Source organism: Pseudarthrobacter cremeus (genome assembly GCF_051857465.1).
GTDB lineage: Bacteria > Actinomycetota > Actinomycetes > Actinomycetales > Micrococcaceae > Arthrobacter.
On sequence record NZ_JBPZHC010000002.1, the window covers coordinates 447354 to 468683 of the forward strand.

At 66.7% G+C, this 21330-nt stretch carries 22 protein-coding genes; 11 read left to right on the forward strand and 11 right to left on the reverse strand.

The features are described from left to right. Nucleotides 1-8: 8 nt before the first annotated feature. The 5 genes from ACS5PJ_RS05795 to ACS5PJ_RS05815 form a co-directional block, all read right to left on the reverse strand. Complete coding sequence (locus ACS5PJ_RS05795; protein ID WP_439433955.1) at nucleotides 9-863, reverse strand: alpha/beta fold hydrolase; 855 nt, start codon at nucleotides 861-863, stop codon at nucleotides 9-11. A 106-nt stretch (nucleotides 864-969) separates the two neighbouring features. Next, nucleotides 970-1167: a hypothetical protein gene (locus ACS5PJ_RS05800; protein ID WP_354149103.1), complete on the reverse strand. Its 198-nt coding sequence runs from the start codon at nucleotides 1165-1167 to the stop codon at nucleotides 970-972. A gap of 79 nt (nucleotides 1168-1246) precedes the next feature. Further along, nucleotides 1247-2839 carry a carbohydrate-binding domain-containing protein gene (locus tag ACS5PJ_RS05805; RefSeq protein ID WP_439433956.1) on the reverse strand — a complete coding sequence of 531 codons (1593 nt, stop codon included), beginning with the start codon at nucleotides 2837-2839 and terminating at the stop codon, nucleotides 1247-1249. Nucleotides 2840-2874: 35 nt separating this feature from the next. Beyond that, nucleotides 2875-3663, reverse strand: a complete 789-nt coding sequence (locus ACS5PJ_RS05810; protein ID WP_439433957.1) for a polyphosphate polymerase domain-containing protein — start codon at nucleotides 3661-3663, stop codon at nucleotides 2875-2877. Continuing rightward, entirely contained in the window at nucleotides 3660-4289 is a 630-nt protein-coding gene (locus ACS5PJ_RS05815; RefSeq protein WP_439433958.1) for a DUF4956 domain-containing protein, read from the reverse strand. The genes ACS5PJ_RS05810 and ACS5PJ_RS05815 overlap by 4 nt, the downstream gene beginning before the upstream one ends. Before the next feature lie 189 nt (nucleotides 4290-4478). Between ACS5PJ_RS05815 and ACS5PJ_RS05820 the strand changes: the two genes are divergently transcribed. Beyond that, on the forward strand, nucleotides 4479-5261 hold the full coding sequence (locus ACS5PJ_RS05820) for a lytic transglycosylase domain-containing protein (protein ID WP_439433959.1): 783 nt from the start codon (nucleotides 4479-4481) through the stop codon (nucleotides 5259-5261). 27 nt (nucleotides 5262-5288) lie between these two features. On the opposite strand, the gene ACS5PJ_RS05825 is transcribed toward ACS5PJ_RS05820, so the two are convergent. Further along, nucleotides 5289-6434, reverse strand: coding sequence for a GtrA family protein (locus tag ACS5PJ_RS05825; RefSeq protein WP_439433960.1), 1146 nt, complete (start codon nucleotides 6432-6434; stop codon nucleotides 5289-5291). An 8-nt stretch (nucleotides 6435-6442) separates the two neighbouring features. Continuing rightward, nucleotides 6443-7438, reverse strand: a complete 996-nt coding sequence (locus ACS5PJ_RS05830) for a phosphodiester glycosidase family protein (RefSeq protein ID WP_439433961.1) — start codon at nucleotides 7436-7438, stop codon at nucleotides 6443-6445. A 74-nt stretch (nucleotides 7439-7512) separates the two neighbouring features. Between ACS5PJ_RS05830 and ACS5PJ_RS05835 the strand changes: the two genes are divergently transcribed. Next, complete coding sequence (locus ACS5PJ_RS05835) at nucleotides 7513-8052, forward strand: DUF488 domain-containing protein (protein ID WP_439433962.1); 540 nt, start codon at nucleotides 7513-7515, stop codon at nucleotides 8050-8052. 18 nt (nucleotides 8053-8070) lie between these two features. On the opposite strand, the gene ACS5PJ_RS05840 is transcribed toward ACS5PJ_RS05835, so the two are convergent. Further along, complete coding sequence (locus tag ACS5PJ_RS05840; RefSeq protein ID WP_439433963.1) at nucleotides 8071-8508, reverse strand: response regulator transcription factor; 438 nt, start codon at nucleotides 8506-8508, stop codon at nucleotides 8071-8073. Between the two features lie 58 nt (nucleotides 8509-8566). After that, nucleotides 8567-9325: a GAF and ANTAR domain-containing protein gene (locus tag ACS5PJ_RS05845; protein WP_439433964.1), complete on the reverse strand. Its 759-nt coding sequence runs from the start codon at nucleotides 9323-9325 to the stop codon at nucleotides 8567-8569. A gap of 271 nt (nucleotides 9326-9596) precedes the next feature. On the opposite strand from ACS5PJ_RS05845, the gene ACS5PJ_RS05850 reads away from it, so the two are divergent. From ACS5PJ_RS05850 to ACS5PJ_RS05860, 3 genes are all read left to right on the forward strand, one after another. Beyond that, nucleotides 9597-10187, forward strand: coding sequence for an adenylate kinase (locus ACS5PJ_RS05850; protein WP_439433965.1), 591 nt, complete (start codon nucleotides 9597-9599; stop codon nucleotides 10185-10187). Continuing rightward, the gene (locus ACS5PJ_RS05855) at nucleotides 10184-11056 is read left to right on the forward strand and encodes an NAD-dependent epimerase/dehydratase family protein (RefSeq protein WP_439433966.1); all 873 of its coding nucleotides are present in this window, start codon (nucleotides 10184-10186) and stop codon (nucleotides 11054-11056) included. The genes ACS5PJ_RS05850 and ACS5PJ_RS05855 overlap by 4 nt, the downstream gene beginning before the upstream one ends. A gap of 168 nt (nucleotides 11057-11224) precedes the next feature. Continuing rightward, nucleotides 11225-13057, forward strand: a complete 1833-nt coding sequence (locus ACS5PJ_RS05860) for a S8 family serine peptidase (RefSeq protein WP_439433967.1) — start codon at nucleotides 11225-11227, stop codon at nucleotides 13055-13057. A 72-nt stretch (nucleotides 13058-13129) separates the two neighbouring features. On the opposite strand, the gene ACS5PJ_RS05865 is transcribed toward ACS5PJ_RS05860, so the two are convergent. Beyond that, a complete protein-coding gene (locus ACS5PJ_RS05865) occupies nucleotides 13130-13909 on the reverse strand; it encodes a FadR/GntR family transcriptional regulator (protein WP_439433968.1) in 780 nt (259 codons plus the stop codon). 135 nt (nucleotides 13910-14044) lie between these two features. Here ACS5PJ_RS05865 and ACS5PJ_RS05870 point away from each other — a divergent pair, with 135 nt between their 5' ends. The 6 genes from ACS5PJ_RS05870 to ACS5PJ_RS05895 all read left to right on the forward strand — a co-directional run bounded on the left by ACS5PJ_RS05870 (nucleotide 14045) and on the right by ACS5PJ_RS05895 (nucleotide 20114). Continuing rightward, nucleotides 14045-15340, forward strand: coding sequence for an ABC transporter substrate-binding protein (locus tag ACS5PJ_RS05870; RefSeq protein WP_439433969.1), 1296 nt, complete (start codon nucleotides 14045-14047; stop codon nucleotides 15338-15340). Nucleotides 15341-15461: 121 nt separating this feature from the next. Continuing rightward, nucleotides 15462-16412, forward strand: a complete 951-nt coding sequence (locus tag ACS5PJ_RS05875; protein WP_439433970.1) for a carbohydrate ABC transporter permease — start codon at nucleotides 15462-15464, stop codon at nucleotides 16410-16412. Continuing rightward, nucleotides 16409-17296 (forward strand): carbohydrate ABC transporter permease, encoded by an 888-nt coding sequence (locus tag ACS5PJ_RS05880; protein ID WP_439433971.1) that lies wholly within the window; start codon nucleotides 16409-16411, stop codon nucleotides 17294-17296. The genes ACS5PJ_RS05875 and ACS5PJ_RS05880 overlap by 4 nt, the downstream gene beginning before the upstream one ends. A 6-nt stretch (nucleotides 17297-17302) precedes the next feature. Then, nucleotides 17303-18451 carry a galactonate dehydratase gene (gene dgoD, locus ACS5PJ_RS05885; RefSeq protein ID WP_439433972.1) on the forward strand — a complete coding sequence of 383 codons (1149 nt, stop codon included), beginning with the start codon at nucleotides 17303-17305 and terminating at the stop codon, nucleotides 18449-18451. Between the two features lie 5 nt (nucleotides 18452-18456). Beyond that, nucleotides 18457-19143 (forward strand): bifunctional 4-hydroxy-2-oxoglutarate aldolase/2-dehydro-3-deoxy-phosphogluconate aldolase, encoded by a 687-nt coding sequence (locus tag ACS5PJ_RS05890; protein WP_439433973.1) that lies wholly within the window; start codon nucleotides 18457-18459, stop codon nucleotides 19141-19143. Beyond that, entirely contained in the window at nucleotides 19140-20114 is a 975-nt protein-coding gene (locus ACS5PJ_RS05895; protein ID WP_439433974.1) for a sugar kinase, read from the forward strand. Before ACS5PJ_RS05890 ends, ACS5PJ_RS05895 begins: the two co-directional genes overlap by 4 nt. 21 nt (nucleotides 20115-20135) lie before the next feature. On the opposite strand, the gene ACS5PJ_RS05900 is transcribed toward ACS5PJ_RS05895, so the two are convergent. Beyond that, on the reverse strand, nucleotides 20136-21257 hold the full coding sequence (locus ACS5PJ_RS05900; protein WP_439433975.1) for a DNA alkylation repair protein: 1122 nt from the start codon (nucleotides 21255-21257) through the stop codon (nucleotides 20136-20138). Nucleotides 21258-21330: the final 73 nt, after the last annotated feature.

Genomic DNA, 21330 nt, shown 5'->3' on the forward strand with positions numbered 1-21330 from the left:
CGGAGCAGCTATCCGGCTGCATCAGCCTGCTTCTTCAGGAACGCGAGCAGGGCCTCGTTGACCTCGGGCGCGTGCGTCCACAGCAGGCCGTGCGGGGCGCCGTCGATCTCCACGTAGTCCGCGGAGGGCAGCGCCTTGGCGAACCGCCGGCCGGTCACATCGATGGGGAGGATGTTGTCTGCGGTTCCATGCAGGATCAGGGCCGGCACATCGATTTTCGGAATATCGGCGCGGAAGTCGGTCAGCCAGGTGGGCTGTGCAGCGACCAGGGCGGTGGCACCGGCCGCGGCGGCGACGTTCCAGCTGGCATCCACTGCTTCCTGGCTGAGCCGCGGGGTGCCGAGGAAGGTGTCGCTGTTGTAGAAGTTCTTGAAGAATTCCCTGAGGAACGCATAAGGGTCTGCGGTGACGGCTTCGGTGAGTCCGTCAAAGACCTGCTGGGGGACACCGTCCGGGTTGTCGTCGGTCTTCAGCAGGAACGGCTCCAGTGAACCGAGGAACGCTGCACGGGCCACCCGCGCCGAGCCGTAGGTGCTCAGATAACGAGCCACCTCACCGGTGCCCATCGAGAAGCCCACGAGCACCGCATTGTTGAGGTCCAGGGTTTCCAGGAGGGTCTTGAGGTCCGCCGCGAAGGTGTCGTAGTCATAGCCTTTGGTGGTCTTGCTGGACTTTCCGAAACCGCGGCGGTCGTAGGTGACAACGCGGTAGCCGGCTGCCAGGAGGGCTGTGGTCTGCCGTTCCCAGGAGGAGCCATCCAGCGGGTAACCGTGGATCAGGACAACGGGTTGGCCGCTGCCGTGGTCTTCGTAGTAGAGCTCAATCTCGGTGCTGTTTTCGGTTCCAACGGTGACAAATGCCATCTCGGCGGTCCTTTCCAGGCTTCGGAATCAGGTTCAGGGCGCAGCAGTGTCCTGCGCCCGGCATTCCTTACTCTAGGGAACGCCGGGCGCGGCACCAAGGGCATGCCTACTGGGAGGGTTGAGGCAGAACGCAGTCGACCTTCGGGTTGACCCCCAGGTAGTTCAAGGGGCCGGCGATGATGGTCACGGCCACCGTTCCCGCTTCGGCGCAGGACCCTGGCGATCCGCCGAAGTAGCCGCGCTGCCAGGCAGCCAGTCCGCCGATGATGAGCCAGATGACAATCAGTGCTCCGAGCAACTTCATGGTGTCCTCCTAGGACCGCGGCCGCCTGTGCGTTCAATTATGCGCCGTTAACCGGAATCCGGACAGGTGGCTGGAAGGGCTAGCGGCGGGGGCCGAAGCCGCCGCCGCCCATGCCCCCGGCGGTGTATTCACCGGCCGTTACAGTGCCCACCTGGTCGGCGCCGTCAAGGGAACCTTCGCCGAGGCCTGCGCTGACGGTGGCGGTGCCGCCGGTGTAGACGGTGTATTTCTGGCCTTCGGTGATGGCGGCCGAGGAGAACACCAGCGACGCCGTCGCCTTGGTGGTCACGAAGGCTGCCACCACGGTGCCGGCCGAATCGGCGATCTGCACCACGGTGCCGGCCGGGACTGCCGAGCCGAGGGTCACCTGGACGCCGGACTGCGTGGAGGAGGTGCCCGGCGTGACCACCATGCCCACGCTGCCTGCCGCTGCCACGGTCCCGCCCGTGACGGTCAGTTCACCGTTGACGTCCAGGGCGCCGTTGCCGGAATTGGTGGGGCCGTTGACGACGACGGTGCCACCGGAGATGCTGGCGTTGCCGTTGGAGTCGAGGCCGTCGCCCTGGGAGTTGATGGTCAGGGAGCCGCCGGTAACCTCCACCGTGTGGGGGCCAACGGCTTCGCCGCCCCCGCCGCCCATCCCGCCACCGGCAGCCGAGGTGGACCCGCCCGAGGCGTTCACGCCGTCGTCGTTCGCGGTGATGTTGGCCGTCCCGCCGGTCACCACGATGTGCTGGGCCTCCAGGCCTTCCTCGGATTTCCAGACCGTGGTGACGCCTGCTGCGATGGTCAGGGTGTTGAAGGCTTTGATGCCGTCGTCCGCCGCGCTGACGTTCAGGGTGCCGCCGTTGATGAGCACCCAGCCGCGGCCTTCGTCCTCCCCGTTGTCGGACTTGAAGCCGTCGTCGCCTGCGGTGACCTGGTAGGCGCCGTCGAGGAGCACGGCGTAGTCCTTGCCGACGATTCCGTCGTCCGTGGCGTTTACGGTGACGTTGCCGGCGGCCAGCACCAGGCCGTCCTTGGAGGAGATGCCGTCGTTGAAGTTGCCGTCCACGTTCAGTGAGCCGGTGCCGGCGATGGTGAGATCGGCCTGGGAGTAGAGGGCGGCATTCGGGGCGTCCTCGGCGGTGTCCGCGTAAGTGGAGGCGTCGCTGATTGCGTTGGAGGTGCCGTCTTCGAGGTAAATGATTGCCTCGTTGGCGCTCCGGACCACAACCGGAGAACCGGTGGAGCTGGAGATTTCCGCGCTGTCCAGGATGATGCGCACCACGTCTTCCTCACCGGCGGCCACCACCACCTGGCCGTCGGACAGCGACCCGCTCAGGCGGTAGGTGCCGGCCGCGCTGAGGGTGACGGTGTCGCCGTCGACCTTCACGGCGTCCGACGACGAAGATGTCACAGAGCTGGCGCCGTCCGCCAGTGTCACGGCTACTTCGGAGGCCGCATCCCACGTGAGATCGTCCGAGTCGTAGTGCGTATCAGCGGCAAGGGTGTCCAGCGATACTGCGGCCTGGGCGGTGCCGGACGTCGTGGATGTGCCGCTGGACGAATTGCCGGTGGAAGTGGTGCCCGTCAGGGACGTTCCGGTGCTGGTGGGTGCGGTGGCGCAGCCCGCCAGTCCGAGGGCGAGGGCGAGGGCGGTGACGGAGAGGGCGTTGCGGAAGCGGTTCATGGTGTGTTCCTTCGGAGGTTCGGGGGAGGTGGGGGTCAGGCGGCGGGGCCGAGGTTCATGGTGCGGCGGAGGGTCCGGTTCCAGCGGTTGGCCGGCAGGTCCGGGCAGAGCGCCGCCATGCCGGTGGCGAACTTGGAGATCCGGGAGGGCCGGACGCCGTGGGCCCAGAGGTGCCGGTCCAGCGGGCCGGCGGCCGAGCCGGACTTGGTCTCAAGGATCACCGCGCCGTCCAGCACCCAGGCCTGCCCGCCGGGGCGTTGCCAGGTGACGCCGGTATCGATGGTGGCCCGGCTGCCGGATTGGGGCAGGTAAAGCGTGGTGCGGTGGTACCGGGTTTCGAGGACCGGTCCGAGGGGCCCGGCAGGGGCTCCGCCCACCGCGGCCGCCAGGGTTTCGTTGACGTAGTCCAGGCCTTCGGCGGTGATGCGGGCACGGTCCGTGAGCCCGTAAGGGATGCGTTCCTTGACTGTTGCTTCGCGGGCGCCTTCGGTTTTGACCTCCAGGAAGCTGAGGTTGCTGTCCACGTACGTCCTGGTGCGGACCTTGTAGCGGCGCCGCCGGCCGTGGGCGGCCAGCAGATAGCTGTCCAGCCGCGCGGTGTCGAAGTAGACGGAGTCGTAGGCGAAGCACCGGGAACCGTCCATTTCCAGGACCCGGACGTCGGCGTCGAACGTGGCCAGCAGCTCCTGGGCCAGTGTCTCGGGGACCACGTATTTGCGGTCGACCCGGGTCTGCAGCGCGGCGTCGGCGTTCAGCTCATCCAGGCCAACGGACGGCAGCCGGCTGAGCGAGCTGACGACGCCGGCGTCTGCAGGGGTGCTCATGCCGCACCTGCCGAGGCGTGAACGGGGGTTCCGATCGTCATGGTTTCGATTGCCGGCGGCCCGGCTGGGGTAATCCCGACGGCGGGGCTGTAGGCGAAGCGGACGTCCACGATGGTTTTGTCGTTGACCAGGTCGAGCTCGACGATGGTGGCGGAGTGGACCCTGCCGTGCAGGACTTCCTCGAGCCGGGCGTGCAGCTCGCCGTCCTCCGCCAGAGCACGGTCCAGGATCACGGTCTGGTGCCGGTGGGCCGGCAGGACGCGGGGGTGGTCACCTACGAACATCACCAGCAGGATCAGGCCCATCAAGGAGCCGGTCAGCCAGATGGGTTCGATGCCGAGTCCGGCGATCAGGCCGAGGGCAAGGGCCGAGAAGTAGTAGGCCACTTCATGCTGGGCCAGTTCGGTGGAGCGGAGCCGGATGATGGACAGGACGCCGAAGAGGCCAAGTCCCAGGCCGAGTCCTGCCGAGGAGCCAGACAGTGCGGTGGCGACGGCCAGGACGCCCACGTTCATGCCCAGATAGGAGACCACCAGGTCCCGGCGCCGGTGGCGGCGCAGGTAGAGGACGAACGTCAGGACGCTGATGGCCGCGAGGTCTGCGGCGATGAAGATAAGGGAAGTCATCGGATTCTCCGGAATCTGTTGGTGGGCTGTTCCCTACGATCCGCGGCCAAACTGTGCGGGTGCTGTGACGGGACCCAGGTCCGAATATGAGTGTTGGCCGGGAGCTCATCTCGTGTTTTCCGGCGCAGCGGGACCGCCGCGCCGCGGGGCCGGCATTCCCGGCGGACTTCGATCGCTAGGATCAAACCCGTGACAATTTCCCGTGACCTCGCACTCGGTCTGAGGCGACTCATGGTTTTCTGCGTTTTTATGACGTGCGTGATCACCGCGGTGTCATTTTGGGCGCTCCGGCAGCCCGGCACGGACGCCACGGAGGCCAGCGTGGCCCTTTCGCCCCCGCCCCGCTCGGAGGCGAAACTCGAAACGCTGTCCACCGGCATCACCCCTGCCGTGAACATCACCCGGAACGCGGATGCCCAGTGGCTCGAGCGGGCCGCGGTGCAAACCGGTATTCCGGCCCGCGCGCTTCAGGCGTATGTGGCTGCAGCCGGCGCGGCCAATCATTCCGCTCCGAACTGCGGGATCGGGTGGAATACGGTTGCAGCGATTGGCTTCATCGAATCCGCGCACGGAGCTTACGGCGGCGGAAACCTGACGCCCGCCGGGCAGGCAGGCGGACCCCTTGTTGGTCCGAGCCTGGACGGCAACGGATTTGCCGCCATCGCCGATACGGACGGCGGCGTCCTGGACGGCGACGCGCGGTGGGACCGGGCCGTCGGACCCATGCAGTTCATTCCCGCCACTTGGGAGTATGCGGGAAAGGACGGAAACGGCGACGGAACAGCGGACCCGTTTAACATGGACGATGCCGCCCTCAGCGCGGCCGGCTACCTGTGCGCCAAAGGCCGTGACCTCACCACCGCAACCGGGTGGACCGGGGCCGTCTACTCCTACAACCAGTCCCATTCCTACGTGGTCAAGGTACGCGACCAGGCCGTGTCCTACGCCGAGGCGACGGGCGCCACCGGATAAGGCCACGTGTGGCGGGCAGTACCTCGGCTACCGGCGCAACGTCGCGGGGTGGTGGCCGCGTCCCAGGTCCGGAGCCTCCTCGTGGTCAGCCTCCCGTACGGCGTTCCTGGCCATGTTCCCCCTGTCCGTATTCCCCACGGCCGCGTTCCCCGCAGCCGTATTCCCGGCAAAGAGGCGCTGCTGCACCGAGTAACTGACGGCCAGAAGCGCAACTTCGGCAATGAGCTTCGCCGGGAGGGCGGCGACGGACAGTGCGTCGAGCCCATAGATCAGCCCGTAGTTGGCGCCGAGCAGGACAGCCACCAGGCTGAAGTAGCGCACCCCGGCGGCAGCCGCGGGCTTGTCCCGGCCATGTTCAAACACCACGCGCCGGTTCACCAGGAAGTTCACGGCAGAGCTCACCACCCGGGCCCCCACCACCGCCAGCAGGAGCGAGTCCGTGGCCAGGGTCAGGAGCAGGAACGCCACCGTGTCCACCAGGAACGCCGCGAAGGAGGAGGCCAGGAACTTGAGGAGCGGCGCGTAGATGCGGACCGAATCTGCCACGGGCCGGAAATGGGACCCCGAGTTGTGGTCGAGGTAGACCGTGGCGATGTCCACGCTGCGGATCGCGTAGCCGGCCGGTTTCGCTTCCAGCAGCAGATTCAATTCGTACTCGTAACGTTCCCCGCGGACCGTGCGCAGCCACGGGAGCATGGATGCCGGATAGCCGCGCAGCCCGGTCTGTGTGTCGGGGATGCGCTGGCCGGTGGCCAGGGAAAACAGCAGCCCGGTGGCGTTGTTGCCGAATTTGCTGCGGGCCGGGACGTTGCCGCTGAAGTTCCGGGTACCCAGCACCATGGCCGCAGAGCCGGGCTGCACCGCAGCCGCAACGCGGAGAATGTCCACGATGGTGTGCTGCCCGTCGCTGTCCGCGCAGACCACGTTCCGCTCCGGCAGGTGGTCCGCGATGAAGCGGAAGCCGGTCTTGAGCGCAAAGCCCTTTCCCCGGTTGCGGGCATAGCCGATGACGTGGCACCCCAGTGCCCTGACGCCGTCGAACACGTCCTTGTACTCCGGCCCGCTGCCGTCATCGACCACCACCACGGTGGCCCACGGCTCGGCGTCACGGATGGAACGGATGAGGGCGGGCAGCTGCTGGTCCGGCTCATAGGCGGGGATCAGGATGATCATGGCAGGCCCTACTCCCCGATGTAGAGGATGTCGGAGGTGCCGCGTTCCTTGTTTTCACCCAGCGGGTTGTTAACCAGGTCCCCGTTGAAGTACATGGTGGAGGAGCCGCCGCCGTCGATGTTGTAGGCCGTGGTGGCGCCGAGGCCCTGCATGATTTCCGCCAGGCCGGTCATGGTGACGCCGGCGCTGTAGCCGGGGCTGCGGCCGTCCACCACCACGAACACGAGGTGGTTCTGCCCGATGATGCCGACGGCGGTGCGTGGCTGCTCACCCTGGATGGAGTGGTTGCCGAAGTTGGTGTCCACTTCCACGTCCTCGATGCCCTCGGCCACCTCGCCGTTGTCCAGCAGGGACGGGCCGAAGGAGAGGGTGTTCCAGACGCCGTCGGCCAGGAGCTGCCCGGCGGTGGTAGCTGTTTCGTCGTACACCTTCACGGTGCCGTCAGCGTAGAAGGCCAGGCCCTGGCGGGCGCCTTCATCGCGGAAAACCACGCCGTTGCGGATCACGATGCCGGTGTCACGGAAGCCGTAGTAATCGCCGTTGATGGCGAAAACGGCATTGTTGGCCTCGGCGATGGCGGACGTGGTTTCAGTGATGTTCTCGCCGAAGCTGTCCTCGGCGAAGGCTGATTTGAGGGTGGTGGCATCATCCAGCACGACGTCGGCAACGTAGTAGGTGACGGTGCTGTCGCCGCTGCCGGTGGTCACCGTGGAGATGCTGATGTTCGAGCTCTCGGATACGTAGGAGGTGTCCGTGGTGACCGCGGCAGTGGTGCCGGATCCGGTGGTGGTGTCCGCGGTGGTGCCGGTGGTGCCGGTCTGGCTCGTCCCCACCTGGCTGGCCTCGTACGCGGAAACGTCCGGGATTTCCACGTGCTGGACCACGAACCGGTCCAGCGCCCAGGCGGTTGCTCCGCCCGCTGAAAGCGTGAGGGCAACGGCCCCTGCGACGACGGCGCGCCGTACCCGGCCGCCCTTGCGTTCTGTGTTCTTGAGGGGAGTCATGCATCATTTCTAGGCAGCCAGGCTATCGCTCCGGTTTGCCGGAAATGTGCTGCGCCTGTGAAAGGGTGGGGACCATGGTCATCGCGGACAGGAACGTGCGGCTGCTGACGGTGGGCCACGGAACGGCGAGCCAGGCCGGGTTTGCGGAACTTTTGTCATCGGCAGGGGTCCAGGCGCTGGTTGACGTCCGGATAGCCCCCGGCAGCCGCAAGTTTCCGCATTTCGGCAAGGACCTCCTGGCAGAGTGGCTGCCCGCGGCAGGGGTGGAATACCGCTGGGAGAAACGGCTGGGCGGCTTCCGGAAGTTGCCGCCTGAGTCACCTGACGCAGCATTGCGCAACGAGTCATTCCGGGCCTACGCCGCCTACATGAGGTCACCGGAATTCCGGGCTGCCCTCGGCGGGGTGCTAAGCCAGGCCGGCGAGCAGTCCGTGGCAATAATGTGCAGCGAGACGGTGTGGTGGCGGTGCCACCGGCGGCTCATCGCCGACCATGCGCTGCTGCTCGACGGCGTCGACGTCCAGCACCTGATGCCGGGCGGAAAGCTCACACCCCACCAGCCTACGTCCGGGGTCCGGGTCGACGTGGCCGGGCTTGTGTACGACCAGTTGTAGCCCTGCTGAAAGCGGCGGCTACTGCTGCCGGTGCGAGGCAGAATCCTCCGTGGCCGTGGCCGTGGCCGTGGCCGTGGCCGGGGCATGGACAACGGGCGGGCAGAGGCTCAGGGCAAGCTCCTGCAGCTCCGTCGGGCGGAAGGGCTTGGTCAGATACGCCGCCGCGCCGGAAGCCATCCCGGCAAGGACGTCGTCCTCTTCGGACCTGGCAGTGAGGAATAACAGCGGCGCCGTGCTCAGGGAACGGATGGCGCGGGCGGCTATATGACCGTCCATGTCAGGCAGGCCAAGGTCGAGCGTGATCAGCGAAACGGACGGATCAGCTGCCGCAACGATGCCCTCGGCGCCGTTGGCAACTGCACGCACGTCAAAGCCGGCACGGGTCAGGACCGCCGTGACCAGCATGCGGATATCGTCGTCGTCCTCAATGACCAGACAGACGCGTTCGTTTTTCATTGTGAGCCCCCTGGAGCCAGCTTGGAACCAGTGTACGGGCTGGGGCGCAGGGCCGGCCCTACCCGTCGTAATGTGTCTCGACCGGCCCTTGGCCCAGGGCGTCAACTATTGACGACGCCACTTTGTGCAGCTTTGAATTGCGCGTACTGGACGCCGCCTTGAGGAGTTCGAAGGCTTCCTGCTGGCTGCAGCGGTTCTGGGCCATGATGATGCCCACCGCCATGTCGATCACCGTGCGGGATTCCAGGGTGGCCCGCAGGTTGGCTGCGGTTTCGCTGTAATGGGCGAAGCGCACAGCAAGCCGCAGCGCCAAGGACGTCTGGCGGACAAAGTCTTCCGCCGCGTCGATGAGGCGGGGCTCGAAGCGGCCGGCCCGGGGGGAGTAGGTCACCAGCGCGGCCTTGGTTTCGCCCTGCAGCTGGAAGGGAACGGCCAGTACAGAGCGGATACCCTGGCCCGCCACGGCTTCAGAGTATTCGGACCAGCGTGAGTCCTTTTCGGCGTCGGCTACAAGGACGGTCACCCGGTCCACGGAAGCAGCCATGCCGGGGCTGTCACTGGACTCGTATTCGATCTGCCCCAGGGCCCGGGCAGCAGCGCCGCTGCCGGCAATCGCTGCATCCTTGCGTTTGCGCAGGAGTACCAGGCAGCACAGCACTTCGTCGCCGGGATCGGAGAGTTTCCGGGCCGCTACCCGCGCGAGCTCGTCGAGGAACTCCTCAACATCGGTGCTGTTGAGCAACTCCTCGTGCAGGTGCTCGGTAATTGATGTAGCTGTGTTTGCAGTTGACTCGCCGGCCACGGTTCTTGGTGCCATTCGCTCAGGTCTAAACGAGCCATCGACTCCCCGCAATCCGCCACAGTGGCAGGAAGCCGCGAAGGTCGCTGGTTCGGACGAACTCTCCAACGGCCTGCTGCTAAACCGATAACCAGAAGTATATACAAGCCCGGGACCTCGAAAACGCGACCATGCCGGCCCTGCCGGAGGCTGGCGTTGTGTGACGGTTATGGGCAGAATGAAGCACACCGTCGGCGCTGCCGGGGGTGGACCCAGACCAGCCGGCTCTCACGCCGCGGAGGGACAGAACATGACCAGACTGCTCATCATTGGGCCGCCCGGATCGGGAAAAGGCACCCAGGCGGTACACATAGCGCGGCATTTCAGCATTCCCGCGGTGTCCACGGGCGACATCTTCCGCACCAACGTCAGCAACGAGACGCCGCTTGGCGTGGAAGCCGCCAGGTACCTCGACGACGGCGCGCTGGTGCCGGACGACCTGACCAACGCACTGGTCAAGGACCGGCTCCTGGAAGCGGACCTGCAGCCCGGCTTCCTGCTCGACGGGTATCCTCGGACCGCCACCCAGGTGACGGAACTGGACAACATGCTCGCCTCCCAGAGCAAGCGGCTGGACGCCGTCGTCGAACTCCGCGCCCCGGACTCCGAACTGGAGCAACGGATGCTCCAGCGTGCCAAGGAGCAGGGCCGGAAGGACGACACCATCGAAGTGTTCCGGCGCCGGCTTGACCTGTACCACAACGAAACGCATGAGGTCGTGGCGGTCTACGCCGGCAGGGGAATGCTGGTATCGATCGACGGCAGCGGCGACCCCGGGGACATCACCGAGCGCGCCATCGCCGCCGTCGAGAAGTTCCTAGCAGGAGGAGTAAAACCATGAAGATTGCTGTAACGGGCGGAAGCGGAAAACTCGGGCGCCACGTGCTGCGCAGGCTCGCTGACGAAGGGCACGAGGTGATGAACCTGGACCGTACCGGAGAGAGGAGCAAAGGGCTGGCCATCGTGGACCTCCGCAACTACGGCGAGGTCCTGGATGTGCTCCTCAGCCTTGACAGCAGGCACTCCGGGTTCGACGCCGTCGTCCACCTGGGAGCCATTCCTGCGCCCGGCATCATCCCGGACGCTGCGACTTTCGAGAACAACATGCTTTCCACCTACAACGTCTTCCAGGCCTGCAGGCGGGCCGGCATCAAGAAGGTGGTTTACGCGTCCAGCGAGACAGTGCTGGGAATTCCGTTCGCCATCGACCCTCCGTACATCCCCGTTGACGAGGAATACCCGGCACGGCCGGAAAGCACCTACTCGCTGGTCAAGCACCTCGAGGAACAGATGGCCATCCAGATGACCCGCTGGGACCCTGAACTGAGCATCACCGGCCTCCGGTTTTCCAATGTCATGGATCCTGAGGACTACGAGGGTTTCCCGTCGTTCGACGCCGACGCCAGGGAGCGCAAGTGGAATTTGTGGGGCTATATTGACGGACGCGACGGGGCCCAGGCAGTGGCCCGTGCACTGGAGAAGGGCACACCGGGCTTCCAGGCCTTCATCGTCGCGAACGCGGACACCGTCATGAGCCGCTCGAGCGCCAGCCTTGCTGCCGAAGTGTTCCCCAACGTCAAGGTGACCAGGGAGTTGGGCGAGCACGAGACGCTGCTGTCCATCGACAAGGCCCGGCGGCTGCTGGGGTTTGAGCCCGAACACACCTGGCGCACTTACCACCCGAACCGCACCACGCCTACGGAAGACTGACCCGGCGGCGAGGGGCACCGCTCTCACCCCGGATTTGCGCAACCGGCCAAGGATTCCCGCAGGATCAGGGAAGATTCCGTTATCGCAGGGCGGGGGCTCCTAGGCTTTTTATCGGGACGGTGTACCCGTTCCGACAAACAGCCGCCACAAGCCACTCTAGGACCCCGCATGCGCACCCGACGCTTTGTGCTGCCCGCCGCCAACGCAACCCTGATCGCCGCCGTCGTTCTGGCCGCAACTGCCCTCCCGGCGGTGGCGGCTGACGGGGCCGGGAACGACGGCGGGGCAAGGAACCGTTACATCGTCCAGTACGCCGGGGGAGCGGATGTCCCTGCCGAGGTGACGCGCTTGAAGTCCCAGGGCATCGCCGTCGGCCGCTCCTTTACCCACGCCCTGCGCGGCGCCGTGGTCACTGCCACGCCCGCCCAGGCCGCGGCGCTTTCCCGGTCGGCCGGTGTGGCATCGGTGGAGGTGGATGCGCCGGTGGGGATCACCGAGACGCAGCAGCCCGCGCCGTGGGGACTTGACCGGGTGGACCAGCGGGCCCTGCCTCTGTCAGGTTCCTATTCCTGGACGGCGGCGGGAGCCGGCGTCAGCGCCTACGTGGTGGACACCGGCGTGCTGGCCTCCCACTCCGAGTTCACCGGCCGGGTTACCGCCGGCTGGAGCGCTGTGGCCGACGGACGCGGGTCCGGGGACTGCAACGGCCATGGCACCCACGTTGCAGGGACGGTCGCCGGGTCAACCTACGGCGTGGCCAAGAGTGCGACGATCGTTCCGGTCCGGGTCCTGGACTGCACCGGCTCCGGCTACAACTCCGACGTCGTGGCCGGCCTGGACTGGATAGCCGCCAACCATGCCGCCGGAACCCCCGCGGTGGTCAACCTGAGCCTCGGCGGAGCCGCCAGCGCGGCCGTGGACACCGCCCTTCAAGGCGTCATCAACGACGGCGTCGCTGCCGCGGTGGCGGCGGGCAACTCCGCCGCGGATGCGTGCGCCGGCTCACCCGCGCGGCTGCCGGCCGCCGTCACGGTGGCCGCCAGCGACTCCGCCGACCGCCAGGCGTCCTTCTCCAACTTCGGCTCCTGCGTTGACCTGTACGCGCCCGGCGTCGGCATCACGTCCGCTTCCTACACATCAACAACGGCAACCGCTTCCATGTCCGGGACGTCCATGGCAACGCCGCACGCGGCGGGTGCAGCGGCAGTCCTGCTCTCCCAGAACCCGTCCCTCACGCCCGCCCAGGTGGCCTCGGCGCTTACCTCGAACGCCACCGCCGGCGTCATCACCGGCGCCGGGACCGGCACGCCGAACCGGCTGCTGTATGCCGCGGGCACAGCACCGGCTGCGCCTGCCGCGCCGGCGCCCACGGTGACGTCCCGGACGCCCGGTGCGGACTCGACGGCGGTGCCTGCAGGAAGCAATGTCACAGCCACTTTCAGCACGGCGGTCCAGGGCGTCAGCGCCGGGACCTTTGTGCTCCGGAACGCCGCCGGTGCGCTGATCCCGGCGGCCGTGGGCTACGACGCTGCCACCAGGACAGCAACCCTCGATCCCGCCTCCGCCCTTCCCGCCGACGCCGTTCTGACGGCCACGCTGACCGGCGGTGCCACGGCGATCCGGGATTCCGCGGGGACACCGCTGGCCAGCACCAGCTGGACCTTCCTTACCGGTCCGCCGCCCACGGTCACCGCTTTCACGCCGGGCAGCAACGCCCTCCTGGTCCGGCGGAGCAACAACATTTCCGTCACCTTCAGCGAAGCAGTCCAAGGCGCCGGCAACGCCACGTTCACGGTGAAAAACGCTGCCACCGGGGCCGTGGTCCCTGCCGCGGTCTTCCGCAACGGCACCACCGACCAGTGGATCCTGGATCCGCAGCAGGCCCTGGCGGCGAAGACCAAGTACACGGTCACGGTCACCGGCGGCCCCGCGGCAATCCGCGACCTCGCGGGCAACCAGCTGGCCACCAGGACCTGGCAGTTCACCACCGGTTCGTTCTAGCGGATCATTCCCGACGGGTCAGGCAGGCGGACGGTCAGGCGTCCGAGGGGCGGGAAGGGAGTCCGACGGCGGCTATTGGGGGGCGCCGTCGGACTCTCCTGACTGGCGTTCGGCTGTGTCCGCGCCGCCGTGGTGATGCTCGGACCAGATGTGGCTCATCTCTTCGGAGGACTGTTCCACAATCCTGCTCATCGCTGCGTGTGCGGCTGCGGCCTCGCCACGCTGGATGGCGCTGGCCACATCCACATGCAGCTGCAGCGCCTCATGGTGGGGAAGGTTAGGCATCAGGCCGTGCTGCGTTCGCCCGGTCAGGACCTCGGCCACGAGGTTCTGCAGCTGGGCGAACATGGCGTTGCCGGAGGCCTGGAGCACTGCGGTGTGGAACTCCACGTCCAATCGCAGGAATTCTTCCCGGTCGCCGCGCTGGCCTGCGGCCCACAGCCGGGCCGCCTGCGAGACAAGGTCGCTGCCGGCGTCCCACGATGCACGCTCGGCTGCAAGCCGGGCCGCCTGCGGCTCAATCGCGCCGCGGAGCTCATTGAGGGACTGCAGCTGTTCCAGGCGGCGGGATGAGGCGAGCCGCCACCGGATCACCTGGGGATCGTAGAGGTTCCATTCTTCTTCGGGCTGCACCACCGTGCCGAACCGCCGGCGGGAGGCCAGCATGCCCTTGGACGAAAGAACCCGGGCAGCTTCCCGGACCACGGAGCGTGAGACCTTGTGCTGCGTTTCCAGCTCGTCAAGCCGCACCAGGGAATTCGGTGCCAGGGCCCCGTCGGCAATAGCGAGCCCCAGACTCTGGACCAACGCAGCATGCCGGTCGGTAGGGGACACCGCCATGGGGTTCTTCATGGATAAATCATACTGCTTTGCAAAAGGGGTTGTTTAAGTCTGTCTTATTTCTCTATGCTCTTCCCCAGAGCAGATGTAAAGAGGCATTTGTCAGTGGCTGGACAGTGACGTCAGCCCGGAAGTAAGGGAGCGGTCGTGAAGCGACGTTCAATAGTTAAGTACGCGGCAGTCGCCGCAGCACTTTCGCTGGGGCTGACCGCCTGCGGCGGCGGCAGCGGCAGCAGCGACGCCAAGGAATCGGGCACCGTCCGGGTGACCCTGGCCAACCACGTCTGGACTGAAGGCATCAAGGCCGCCATTCCGGAATTCGAGAAGAGCTCCGGGCTCAAGGTGGAACTGACCCAGCTTGGTGAAGACCAGCTCTCGGACCAGTACAACGTCAAGCTCAACGCAGGCAGCGACGAGATCGACGTCATGATGTACCGGCCGCTCCAGGAGGGCAAGGCTTTCGCGAAGAACGGCTACCTCGCGGACCTGACCAGCAAGGTCTCCTCCGATTCCGGCTGGGACTGGAAGGACTACCAGGAGGGCCCGGTCAAGGCCACCACGGTTGACGGCAAGGTTGTTGGCGTCCCCATCATCACCGAGCGGGAGGTCCTTTACTACCGCAAGGACCTGCTCCAGGCCGCCGGCGTTGCCGTTCCCAAGACGATGGAAGAGCTTGAAGCCGCCGCAAAGGCCATCAAGGCAGCCAACCCGGACACTGCCGGCTTCGTGGCCCGCACCGGCAAGTCCGCCGCCGTCACGCAGTTCTCCAGCTTCCTGTACAGCTTTGGTGGCGACTTCACCGACTCCAGCGGCAAGTCCACCGTCAACTCGGATGCTGCCAAGAAGGCCTACGCCTTCTACGGCGGCCTGATCAAGAACTACGGCCCCGCCAACGTCAGCACGGACATGAGCTGGCCCGAGGCAATGGCCATCTTCACGCAGGGCAAAGCCGCCTTCTACACTGAGGCGGACTCGCTGTACAAGAACGCCACTGACCCGGCCAAATCCAAGGTTGCCGACAAGGTCGGGTTCGCCGCCCTGCCCGCCGGCCCCGCCGGTTCCAAGCCGTACAACATCCCGTCGTGGGGCCTGGCCGTGAACGAGGCTTCCGGCAACCAGGACAACGCCTGGAAGTTCATCCAGTGGGCCACCAGCAAGGAACGCACCCTGGCTGCACAGAAGGAAGGCGTCCCCGGACCCCGTGCCTCCGTCTGGGCTGACTCTGCGGGTACCTCCACGTACCCGAAGGACCTGGCCGAGGCCATTGCCACCAGTGCCAAAAACGGCATTGGCCACGACCGTCCCCAGGTGGTCACCGTAGGCAAGGCCCGCGAAATCGTGGGCGCGCCGATCGTAGCCAGCATCACCGGCGCCGACGCGTCCGCAGCAGCCGAAACGGCCCACACGGCCTTCCAGACCTTCCTGGACGGCGAAAAGAAGTAGTTCACACGGTGCACCCCAAGCCGCCGAGCGGTAACCGTGCACCACACAGCCAGGGCGGGACGGCAGCGACGCCGCCGTCCCGCCCTGGCTGGTCTTCACCCCCCAACTCTTTAGGTGAACCATGTCTGTATTGACTCCTCCCCGCAGCGCAGCACGGAACGCAGGGCGTGCTCCCGGTGCCCGCGACAAATTCTCCGACTGGGCCAACACGCACCGCAAATGGCTTTTCGCGGCCCCGGCGATGATCTTCGTCGGCGTCCTGATTATCTTCCCGCTTGCCTGGACCCTCTACCTGAGCCTCACCGATTCGCAGGGCTCCGTCCGGGCAGCCACCGAGTTCATCGGCCTGGAAAACTACCTCACCGTCCTCTCCGACGTGGAACGCTTCTGGCCTGCAGTGGGCCGCACCATGACCTTCACGGGCATTGCCCTGGTCTGCGAAGTGGTGCTTGGCATGGGCATCGCCCTGCTGCTATGGCGTCCGTTCCGCGGAGAAAAATGGGTCCGCGTCGCCATCCTGCTGCCGCTCGTCGCCACCCCGGTTGCTGTGGGCATGATGTGGCGGCTGATCTTCGATCCCAACATCGGGTTCGTCAACCAGCTGCTCGGCATGGTGGGCATCCCGCCGCAGCCCTGGCTTTCCGGCCAGGATACGGCGCTGGGCACCACCATCTTCATGGACGTCTGGCAGTGGACCCCCATGGTGGTCCTCATCCTGCTCGCCGGCCTGACGTCCCTCTCCGAGGAGCCCGATGAGGCGGCCCGGATGGACGGCGCCAACGCGTTCCAGCGTTTCTTCTACATCACCCTGCCCCTCATGATGCCCACCGTGATCGTGGCCATCCTGCTGCGCGGCATCGATGCACTGAAGACCTTCGACATCCTCTACGCCACCAAGGGCAAGGGCGGCGGATCCTTCCACGAAGTGGAGACCCTCAACGTCTACGCCTACGGGCTGAGCTTCGACTACAACCAGTACGGGCTGTCCTCCGCGGTGCTGATCCTGTTCTTCATGATCATCATCGGCACCATGTGGCTGCTGACAATGCGCAAGAAAGCGGCAAGCAAATGACCGTACTGAACGAAACCACCGTTAGCCGGACGTCCTCCGGACAGCAGCAGGTCCGCCGCCGCCGGAAGCCCCTGGGCACGCGCGCCTACAAGGTGTTCCGCGTGGCCGCCCTGATCGCCGTGGTGCTGTTCCTCATTGCCCCGCTGGTATGGATGCTGATGGCCTCCTTCAAGACCAACGTGGACATCTACGACACCGCCAAATCGATCATCTTCACCCCCACAGGTGAGAACTACGCGAACGTCCTCCAGCGCAACAACTACTTCGTCTTCATCTTCAACAGCTTCTGGGTGGCGTTCGTCTCCACAGCCCTGTCGCTGGTGCTGGGCGTCCCTGCCGCGTATGCCATGAGCCGGTTCACCATGCACCGTTCAGCCCTCGTGGTCCTGATGGCCCGCGTCATCCCCGGCGTTTCGCTGCTGGTGCCCTGGTACTACGTGTTCTCCAACCTGAAAATGGTCGGCGGGTTCGAAGTGCTGATCCTCAGCCACATGTTCGTCGCACTGCCGCTGATCGTGTACATCATGATGAGCTACTTCGACTCGCTCCCTCTGGAACTTGAGGAATCGGCCCAGGTGGACGGACTCACGCCCATCGGCGCGTTCCGCCGCATCACGCTGCCGCTTTCGGTGGCCGGAATGGCCACGGCCGGCATCCTGTCCTTCATCTTCTCGTGGAACAACTTCATGTTCGCGCTGGTGCTGTCCGGGTCCAAGACCAAGACGCTGCCCGTGGCCATCTTCGACTTCGTCTCCTACGCCAGCATCGACTGGGGCGGGCTCATGGCTGCCGCCACCGTGGTGACCATCCCCATCATGATCATTGCGCTCTTCACGCAGAAATACATCGTGTCCGGCATGACCGCCGGCGCCACGAAGGGCTAGGCCGGTATGACACTAATCAGCAGGATCGAAACCTTCCTCGTCGCACCGCGGTGGCTGTTTGTCCGGATCGAGACCGAGAGTGGGATCGTCGGCTGGGGCGAGGCAACCTGCGAGGGGCGCAGCGAGACGGTGCGCACCGCCGTCGAGCAACTCTCCGAGCTGTTGATCGGCAACGATGCCCTCCGGATCGAGGACCACTGGCAGGTCATGACCAAAGGCTCCTTCTACCGGGGCGGGCCCATCCTGGCCAGCGCGGTCTCGGGTCTGGACCAGGCTCTCTGGGACATTGCGGGCAAGCACTTCAACACCCCCGTGCACCAGCTCCTGGGCGGCCACGTCCGGGACAGGATCCGGATGTACGGCTGGGTGGGCGGGGACGAACCCAACGAGGTGGCGGACCAGATCAGCGCCCAGCTGGAAGTGGGGCTCACCGCCGTCAAGATGAACGCCAGCGGCCGGATGAGCCCGGTCGCCTCGGTGGCAGAGATCGACGGCGTCGTCCGCCGTGTTGCCGCGGCCCGCGAGGTGCTGGGGGAGCACCGCGACGTCGCGGTGGACTTCCATGGCCGCTTCAGCCTCGCCAACGCCCGTAGGGTGGCGCCGCTGCTGGAACCGTACCGGCCGTTCTTCCTCGAAGAGCCGGTGGTTCCGGAAAACACCCACCTGCTGCGCGAATTCACCTCCTCCACCACCACGCCGGTCTCCACCGGTGAACGGCTCTACAACCGGCAGGAATTCCTGCCCGCGCTGCAGGCCGGCATCGCGGTGGCCCAGCCGGACCTCTCCCACGCCGGCGGCATCACCGAGGTACGCAAGATCGCCTCGCTCGCGGAAATCTACGATGTCCAGCTCGCTCCGCACTGCCCCCTGGGCCCGCTCGCCCTGGCGGCGTGCCTGCAGGTGGGTTTCGCGACGCCTAACTTCCTGATCCAGGAACAGAGCATCGGGATCCACTACAACAAGGGCGCCGAAGTCCTGGACTACGTGGTGGACAAGACGCCGCTGAAGTTCGTGGAGGGCCACATTGAACGGCTGACCGGACCCGGCCTCGGCATCGAGATCGACGAGGCAGTGGTCCGCGCGGCGGACAAGCGCGGCCACGCCTGGCGCGGGCCGGTCTGGCGCCATGCCGACGGAGCCTTTGCAGAATGGTGAGTGAAATGACTGACGAACGCAGCAGCAACCTGACGTCCGAAGCGCTGCTTGCCGGCGTCAGGGAAACCCGGCTCGTGGGAATCGTGCGCGGCACCAACGGGACGGCCGCGGCGCGGGCTGCCCTGGCCGCGATGGAGGAGGGTTTCCGTTTCGTCGAGATCGCACTGACCACACCCGGTGCGCTTGAGGCGATCCGCGAGGTCCGCGCTGCGGCGCCCACAGGCTGTTTTGTCGGTGCCGGAACAGTGCTGAGCGTGCAGGACGTGGACGACGTCGCGGAGGCTGGCGGCCAGTTCGTGGTCACGCCGTCGCTGGCCGGGTCCATCCAGGAGTCTGCCCGGCGGGGAATCCCTGTCCTGGCCGGTGCCCTGACGCCCAGCGAAGCGCTGGAAGCGATGAACCGCGGGGCCACGGCAGTCAAGCTTTTCCCCGCCTCCATCGGCGGTCCCGGCTACCTCAAAGCACTGCGCGATCCCTTCCCCGGGATCCCCTTCATCGCGGTGGGCGGAGTGGGCCTTGCCGAGGCGGGCGGATACTGGGAAGCCGGCGCAATCGCCGTCGGACTTGGCGGACCGCTGTTCGGCGACGCCGGCTCCGGCGGTGACCTCGCGCCGATGCGTGAGCGGGCGAGGGCCTTTGTGGGCCTGGCGGACTCCTTTGCCAGCCGGAGCACCGCAACGGGCTCACGGTGAGCGCGGCCCCCGATCTCCTGACCTTCGGTGAATCCATGGTTTCGCTGCGGTCCACAGGCCCCCTGTCCGCCGGCGGCAGCCTGAGCATGCACGTCGCAGGCGCCGAATCGAACGTCGCCGTGGGCGTTGCCCGGCTGGGCCACAGTGTTGCCTGGGCAGGAGTGGTGGGCGCCGATCCGCACGGTGAATACATCCTGCGGCAGTTGCGTTCCGAACGGATTGCCACGCAGTGCAGGGTGGACGAAGCCCGCAGCACCGGCGTCATGTTCCTCGAGCAGAGGACGGCAGACCTCAGCCGGGTGTTCTACTACCGTGCCGGGTCCGCCGGCTCCACCCTCACGCGGGAGGACGTGGACGGTGCTTTATCGGCCGGCCCGCGCGTGCTGCACCTGACCGGCATCACCGCAGCCCTCAGCCCGGAAGCCCGGGACGCCGTGGAATACGCTGCCAAGCGCGCGGCGGCGGAGGGAATTGTGGTCTCGCTCGACGTCAATTACCGCAGCCGGCTCTGGTCCCGCGGGGAAGCCCGGGCCGTTCTGGCCCCTCTCGCGCGGCACGCGGACATCCTGATAGCGTCCGACGACGAACTGGACCTTGTTGCGTCCGGCACCTTGGGCGGCGGCAGCTCCGGCGACGCCGAAACAGCGCTCGCTGCCTCGTTGCTGGAGCAGGGTGTCGGCGAAGTCGTGGTGAAGCGGGGCGCTGCCGGTGCCGGCGTCCACACAGCCTCCGGCCGGATCGAGGCACCGGCCCTCACCGTGACAAGCATCGATACCGTGGGCGCCGGGGACGCATTTACGGCCGGTTACCTCTCTGCCCTGCTCGACGGCGGGGACGTTGCCGGCCGCCTGCAGCGCGGCTCCATCATGGGGGCGTTCGCTGTCAGTACTGCCGGCGATTGGGAGGGCCTGCCGGGCCGGAACGAACTGGCAATGCTGGGCGCCACGGCCAGCGGAACCACCCAACGCTAGCCGCCTGGGCCGAGGCCCGGCTCAGACGCGAACCTGGAACTCGGTGTGCCCGTGCCGGATCCCGTTAATCTGCAGTTCGAGCGCATGGACCCCCGCGTGATGCACGCGGGTGGTCATCTGCCGGAAGGCATGGCGCTTGGTCACCGAGCGGGTCTCACCCGCGGCCAGGGTCAGCGCTCCGATTTTGAAGACCTTGGCCGATCTGGTGCCGTTGGCTTTGACGTAATGGACCACATAGTCCACCGCCAGCCGGGCATCCGCGGGGCCGGTGTTGGAGATCTCGAAGTCGAAGGCCAGTTCGCCGGGCAGGGCCAGCGAGTCCCGGTCCAGCCGCGGTCCGTTCACAGCGATCGACGCCGGGACGAACCCCAGCAGCGCCAGCGCCCCCGGGTGCGCGTTCTTGATCAGGGTCCGCAGGCCGTGCCTGACCACCGGGGCGGTGTTGCTGTCCGGCGCCGACAGCCAGCGCTGTGCCGTCGCCACCACCAGCGCGGGCGCATGCCTGGCCACGTCATTGAGGTGGTTCGCGGCAGAGCGCCGCACGTAGTCCGACGGATCACGGTAGAGGGCATCCAGCAGCGGAATCGTCGCCTCCGGAGCCAGGACGATCCCGGGGACCCGCACCGCCCAGGGAAGGTAGGGCCGGGTTCCCTCACTTGCCAGCCTGCGGACATGCTCATCAGGGTGCACGGTCCAGCCCTGGATTGCCTGCAGGGAACGCTCCAGATCCGCGGCCAGGAGCCGGCGGACGGCGAATTCGCCGGTCAGCCTCGGCGTCAGTTCCGCCAGGAGGGCCAGGCAGTCGTCAAAGTCCTTCCCGGGATCAGCGCCGGAACCGGCCTCCAGCGCAAGCGTCACCGCGGCCTCCGATACCGGCCACAGGATCCAGCCGGTGAATCCCGCTGCAGTGAGGGCGCTCCGGAAGGCGCGGGCCGCCGTCGGGTATCCCGGGTCCGGCAGCAGCCGGAGGTCCGCCAGCAGCGCGCGGCTCACCGCATCAGTGCGGGCCCGCAGGCTCAGCAGGTCCAGTTCCGAGGCGGCGGCCACGACGTGGGGCCAGTGGGATCCCGGGGCGGCTTCGGCCAGGATTTTCGCCAGCATTCCCACGTTTTCCCGGTTGATCAACTCATTCATCACGCCCATTGAGTCAGGCTACCCGGCGCGGGTGGAGGCCTATGCCCTGCAGACGGGATAATCTTCACCCTAAGCAAATCCT

What these genes read in the sequence shown, in the direction of transcription:
- ACS5PJ_RS05795 (WP_439433955.1), bottom strand. Translation starts at nt 863, where the DNA reads ATGGCATTTGTCACCGTTGGAACCGAAAACAGCACCGAGATTGAGCTC.
- ACS5PJ_RS05800 (WP_354149103.1), bottom strand. Translation starts at nt 1,167, where the DNA reads ATGAAGTTGCTCGGAGCACTGATTGTCATCTGGCTCATCATCGGCGGA.
- ACS5PJ_RS05805 (WP_439433956.1), bottom strand. Translation starts at nt 2,839, where the DNA reads ATGAACCGCTTCCGCAACGCCCTCTCCGTCACCGCCCTCGCCCTCGCC.
- ACS5PJ_RS05810 (WP_439433957.1), bottom strand. Translation starts at nt 3,663, where the DNA reads ATGAGCACCCCTGCAGACGCCGGCGTCGTCAGCTCGCTCAGCCGGCTG.
- ACS5PJ_RS05815 (WP_439433958.1), bottom strand. Translation starts at nt 4,289, where the DNA reads ATGACTTCCCTTATCTTCATCGCCGCAGACCTCGCGGCCATCAGCGTC.
- ACS5PJ_RS05825 (WP_439433960.1), bottom strand. Translation starts at nt 6,434, where the DNA reads ATGATCATCCTGATCCCCGCCTATGAGCCGGACCAGCAGCTGCCCGCC.
- ACS5PJ_RS05830 (WP_439433961.1), bottom strand. Translation starts at nt 7,438, where the DNA reads ATGACTCCCCTCAAGAACACAGAACGCAAGGGCGGCCGGGTACGGCGC.
- ACS5PJ_RS05835 (WP_439433962.1), top strand. Translation starts at nt 7,513, where the DNA reads ATGGTCATCGCGGACAGGAACGTGCGGCTGCTGACGGTGGGCCACGGA.
- ACS5PJ_RS05840 (WP_439433963.1), bottom strand. Translation starts at nt 8,508, where the DNA reads ATGAAAAACGAACGCGTCTGTCTGGTCATTGAGGACGACGACGATATC.
- ACS5PJ_RS05845 (WP_439433964.1), bottom strand. Translation starts at nt 9,325, where the DNA reads ATGGCACCAAGAACCGTGGCCGGCGAGTCAACTGCAAACACAGCTACA.
- ACS5PJ_RS05850 (WP_439433965.1), top strand. Translation starts at nt 9,597, where the DNA reads ATGACCAGACTGCTCATCATTGGGCCGCCCGGATCGGGAAAAGGCACC.
- ACS5PJ_RS05855 (WP_439433966.1), top strand. Translation starts at nt 10,184, where the DNA reads ATGAAGATTGCTGTAACGGGCGGAAGCGGAAAACTCGGGCGCCACGTG.
- ACS5PJ_RS05860 (WP_439433967.1), top strand. Translation starts at nt 11,225, where the DNA reads ATGCGCACCCGACGCTTTGTGCTGCCCGCCGCCAACGCAACCCTGATC.
- ACS5PJ_RS05865 (WP_439433968.1), bottom strand. Translation starts at nt 13,909, where the DNA reads ATGAAGAACCCCATGGCGGTGTCCCCTACCGACCGGCATGCTGCGTTG.
- ACS5PJ_RS05875 (WP_439433970.1), top strand. Translation starts at nt 15,462, where the DNA reads ATGTCTGTATTGACTCCTCCCCGCAGCGCAGCACGGAACGCAGGGCGT.
- ACS5PJ_RS05880 (WP_439433971.1), top strand. Translation starts at nt 16,409, where the DNA reads ATGACCGTACTGAACGAAACCACCGTTAGCCGGACGTCCTCCGGACAG.
- dgoD (WP_439433972.1), top strand. Translation starts at nt 17,303, where the DNA reads ATGACACTAATCAGCAGGATCGAAACCTTCCTCGTCGCACCGCGGTGG.
- ACS5PJ_RS05890 (WP_439433973.1), top strand. Translation starts at nt 18,457, where the DNA reads ATGACTGACGAACGCAGCAGCAACCTGACGTCCGAAGCGCTGCTTGCC.
- ACS5PJ_RS05900 (WP_439433975.1), bottom strand. Translation starts at nt 21,257, where the DNA reads ATGGGCGTGATGAATGAGTTGATCAACCGGGAAAACGTGGGAATGCTG.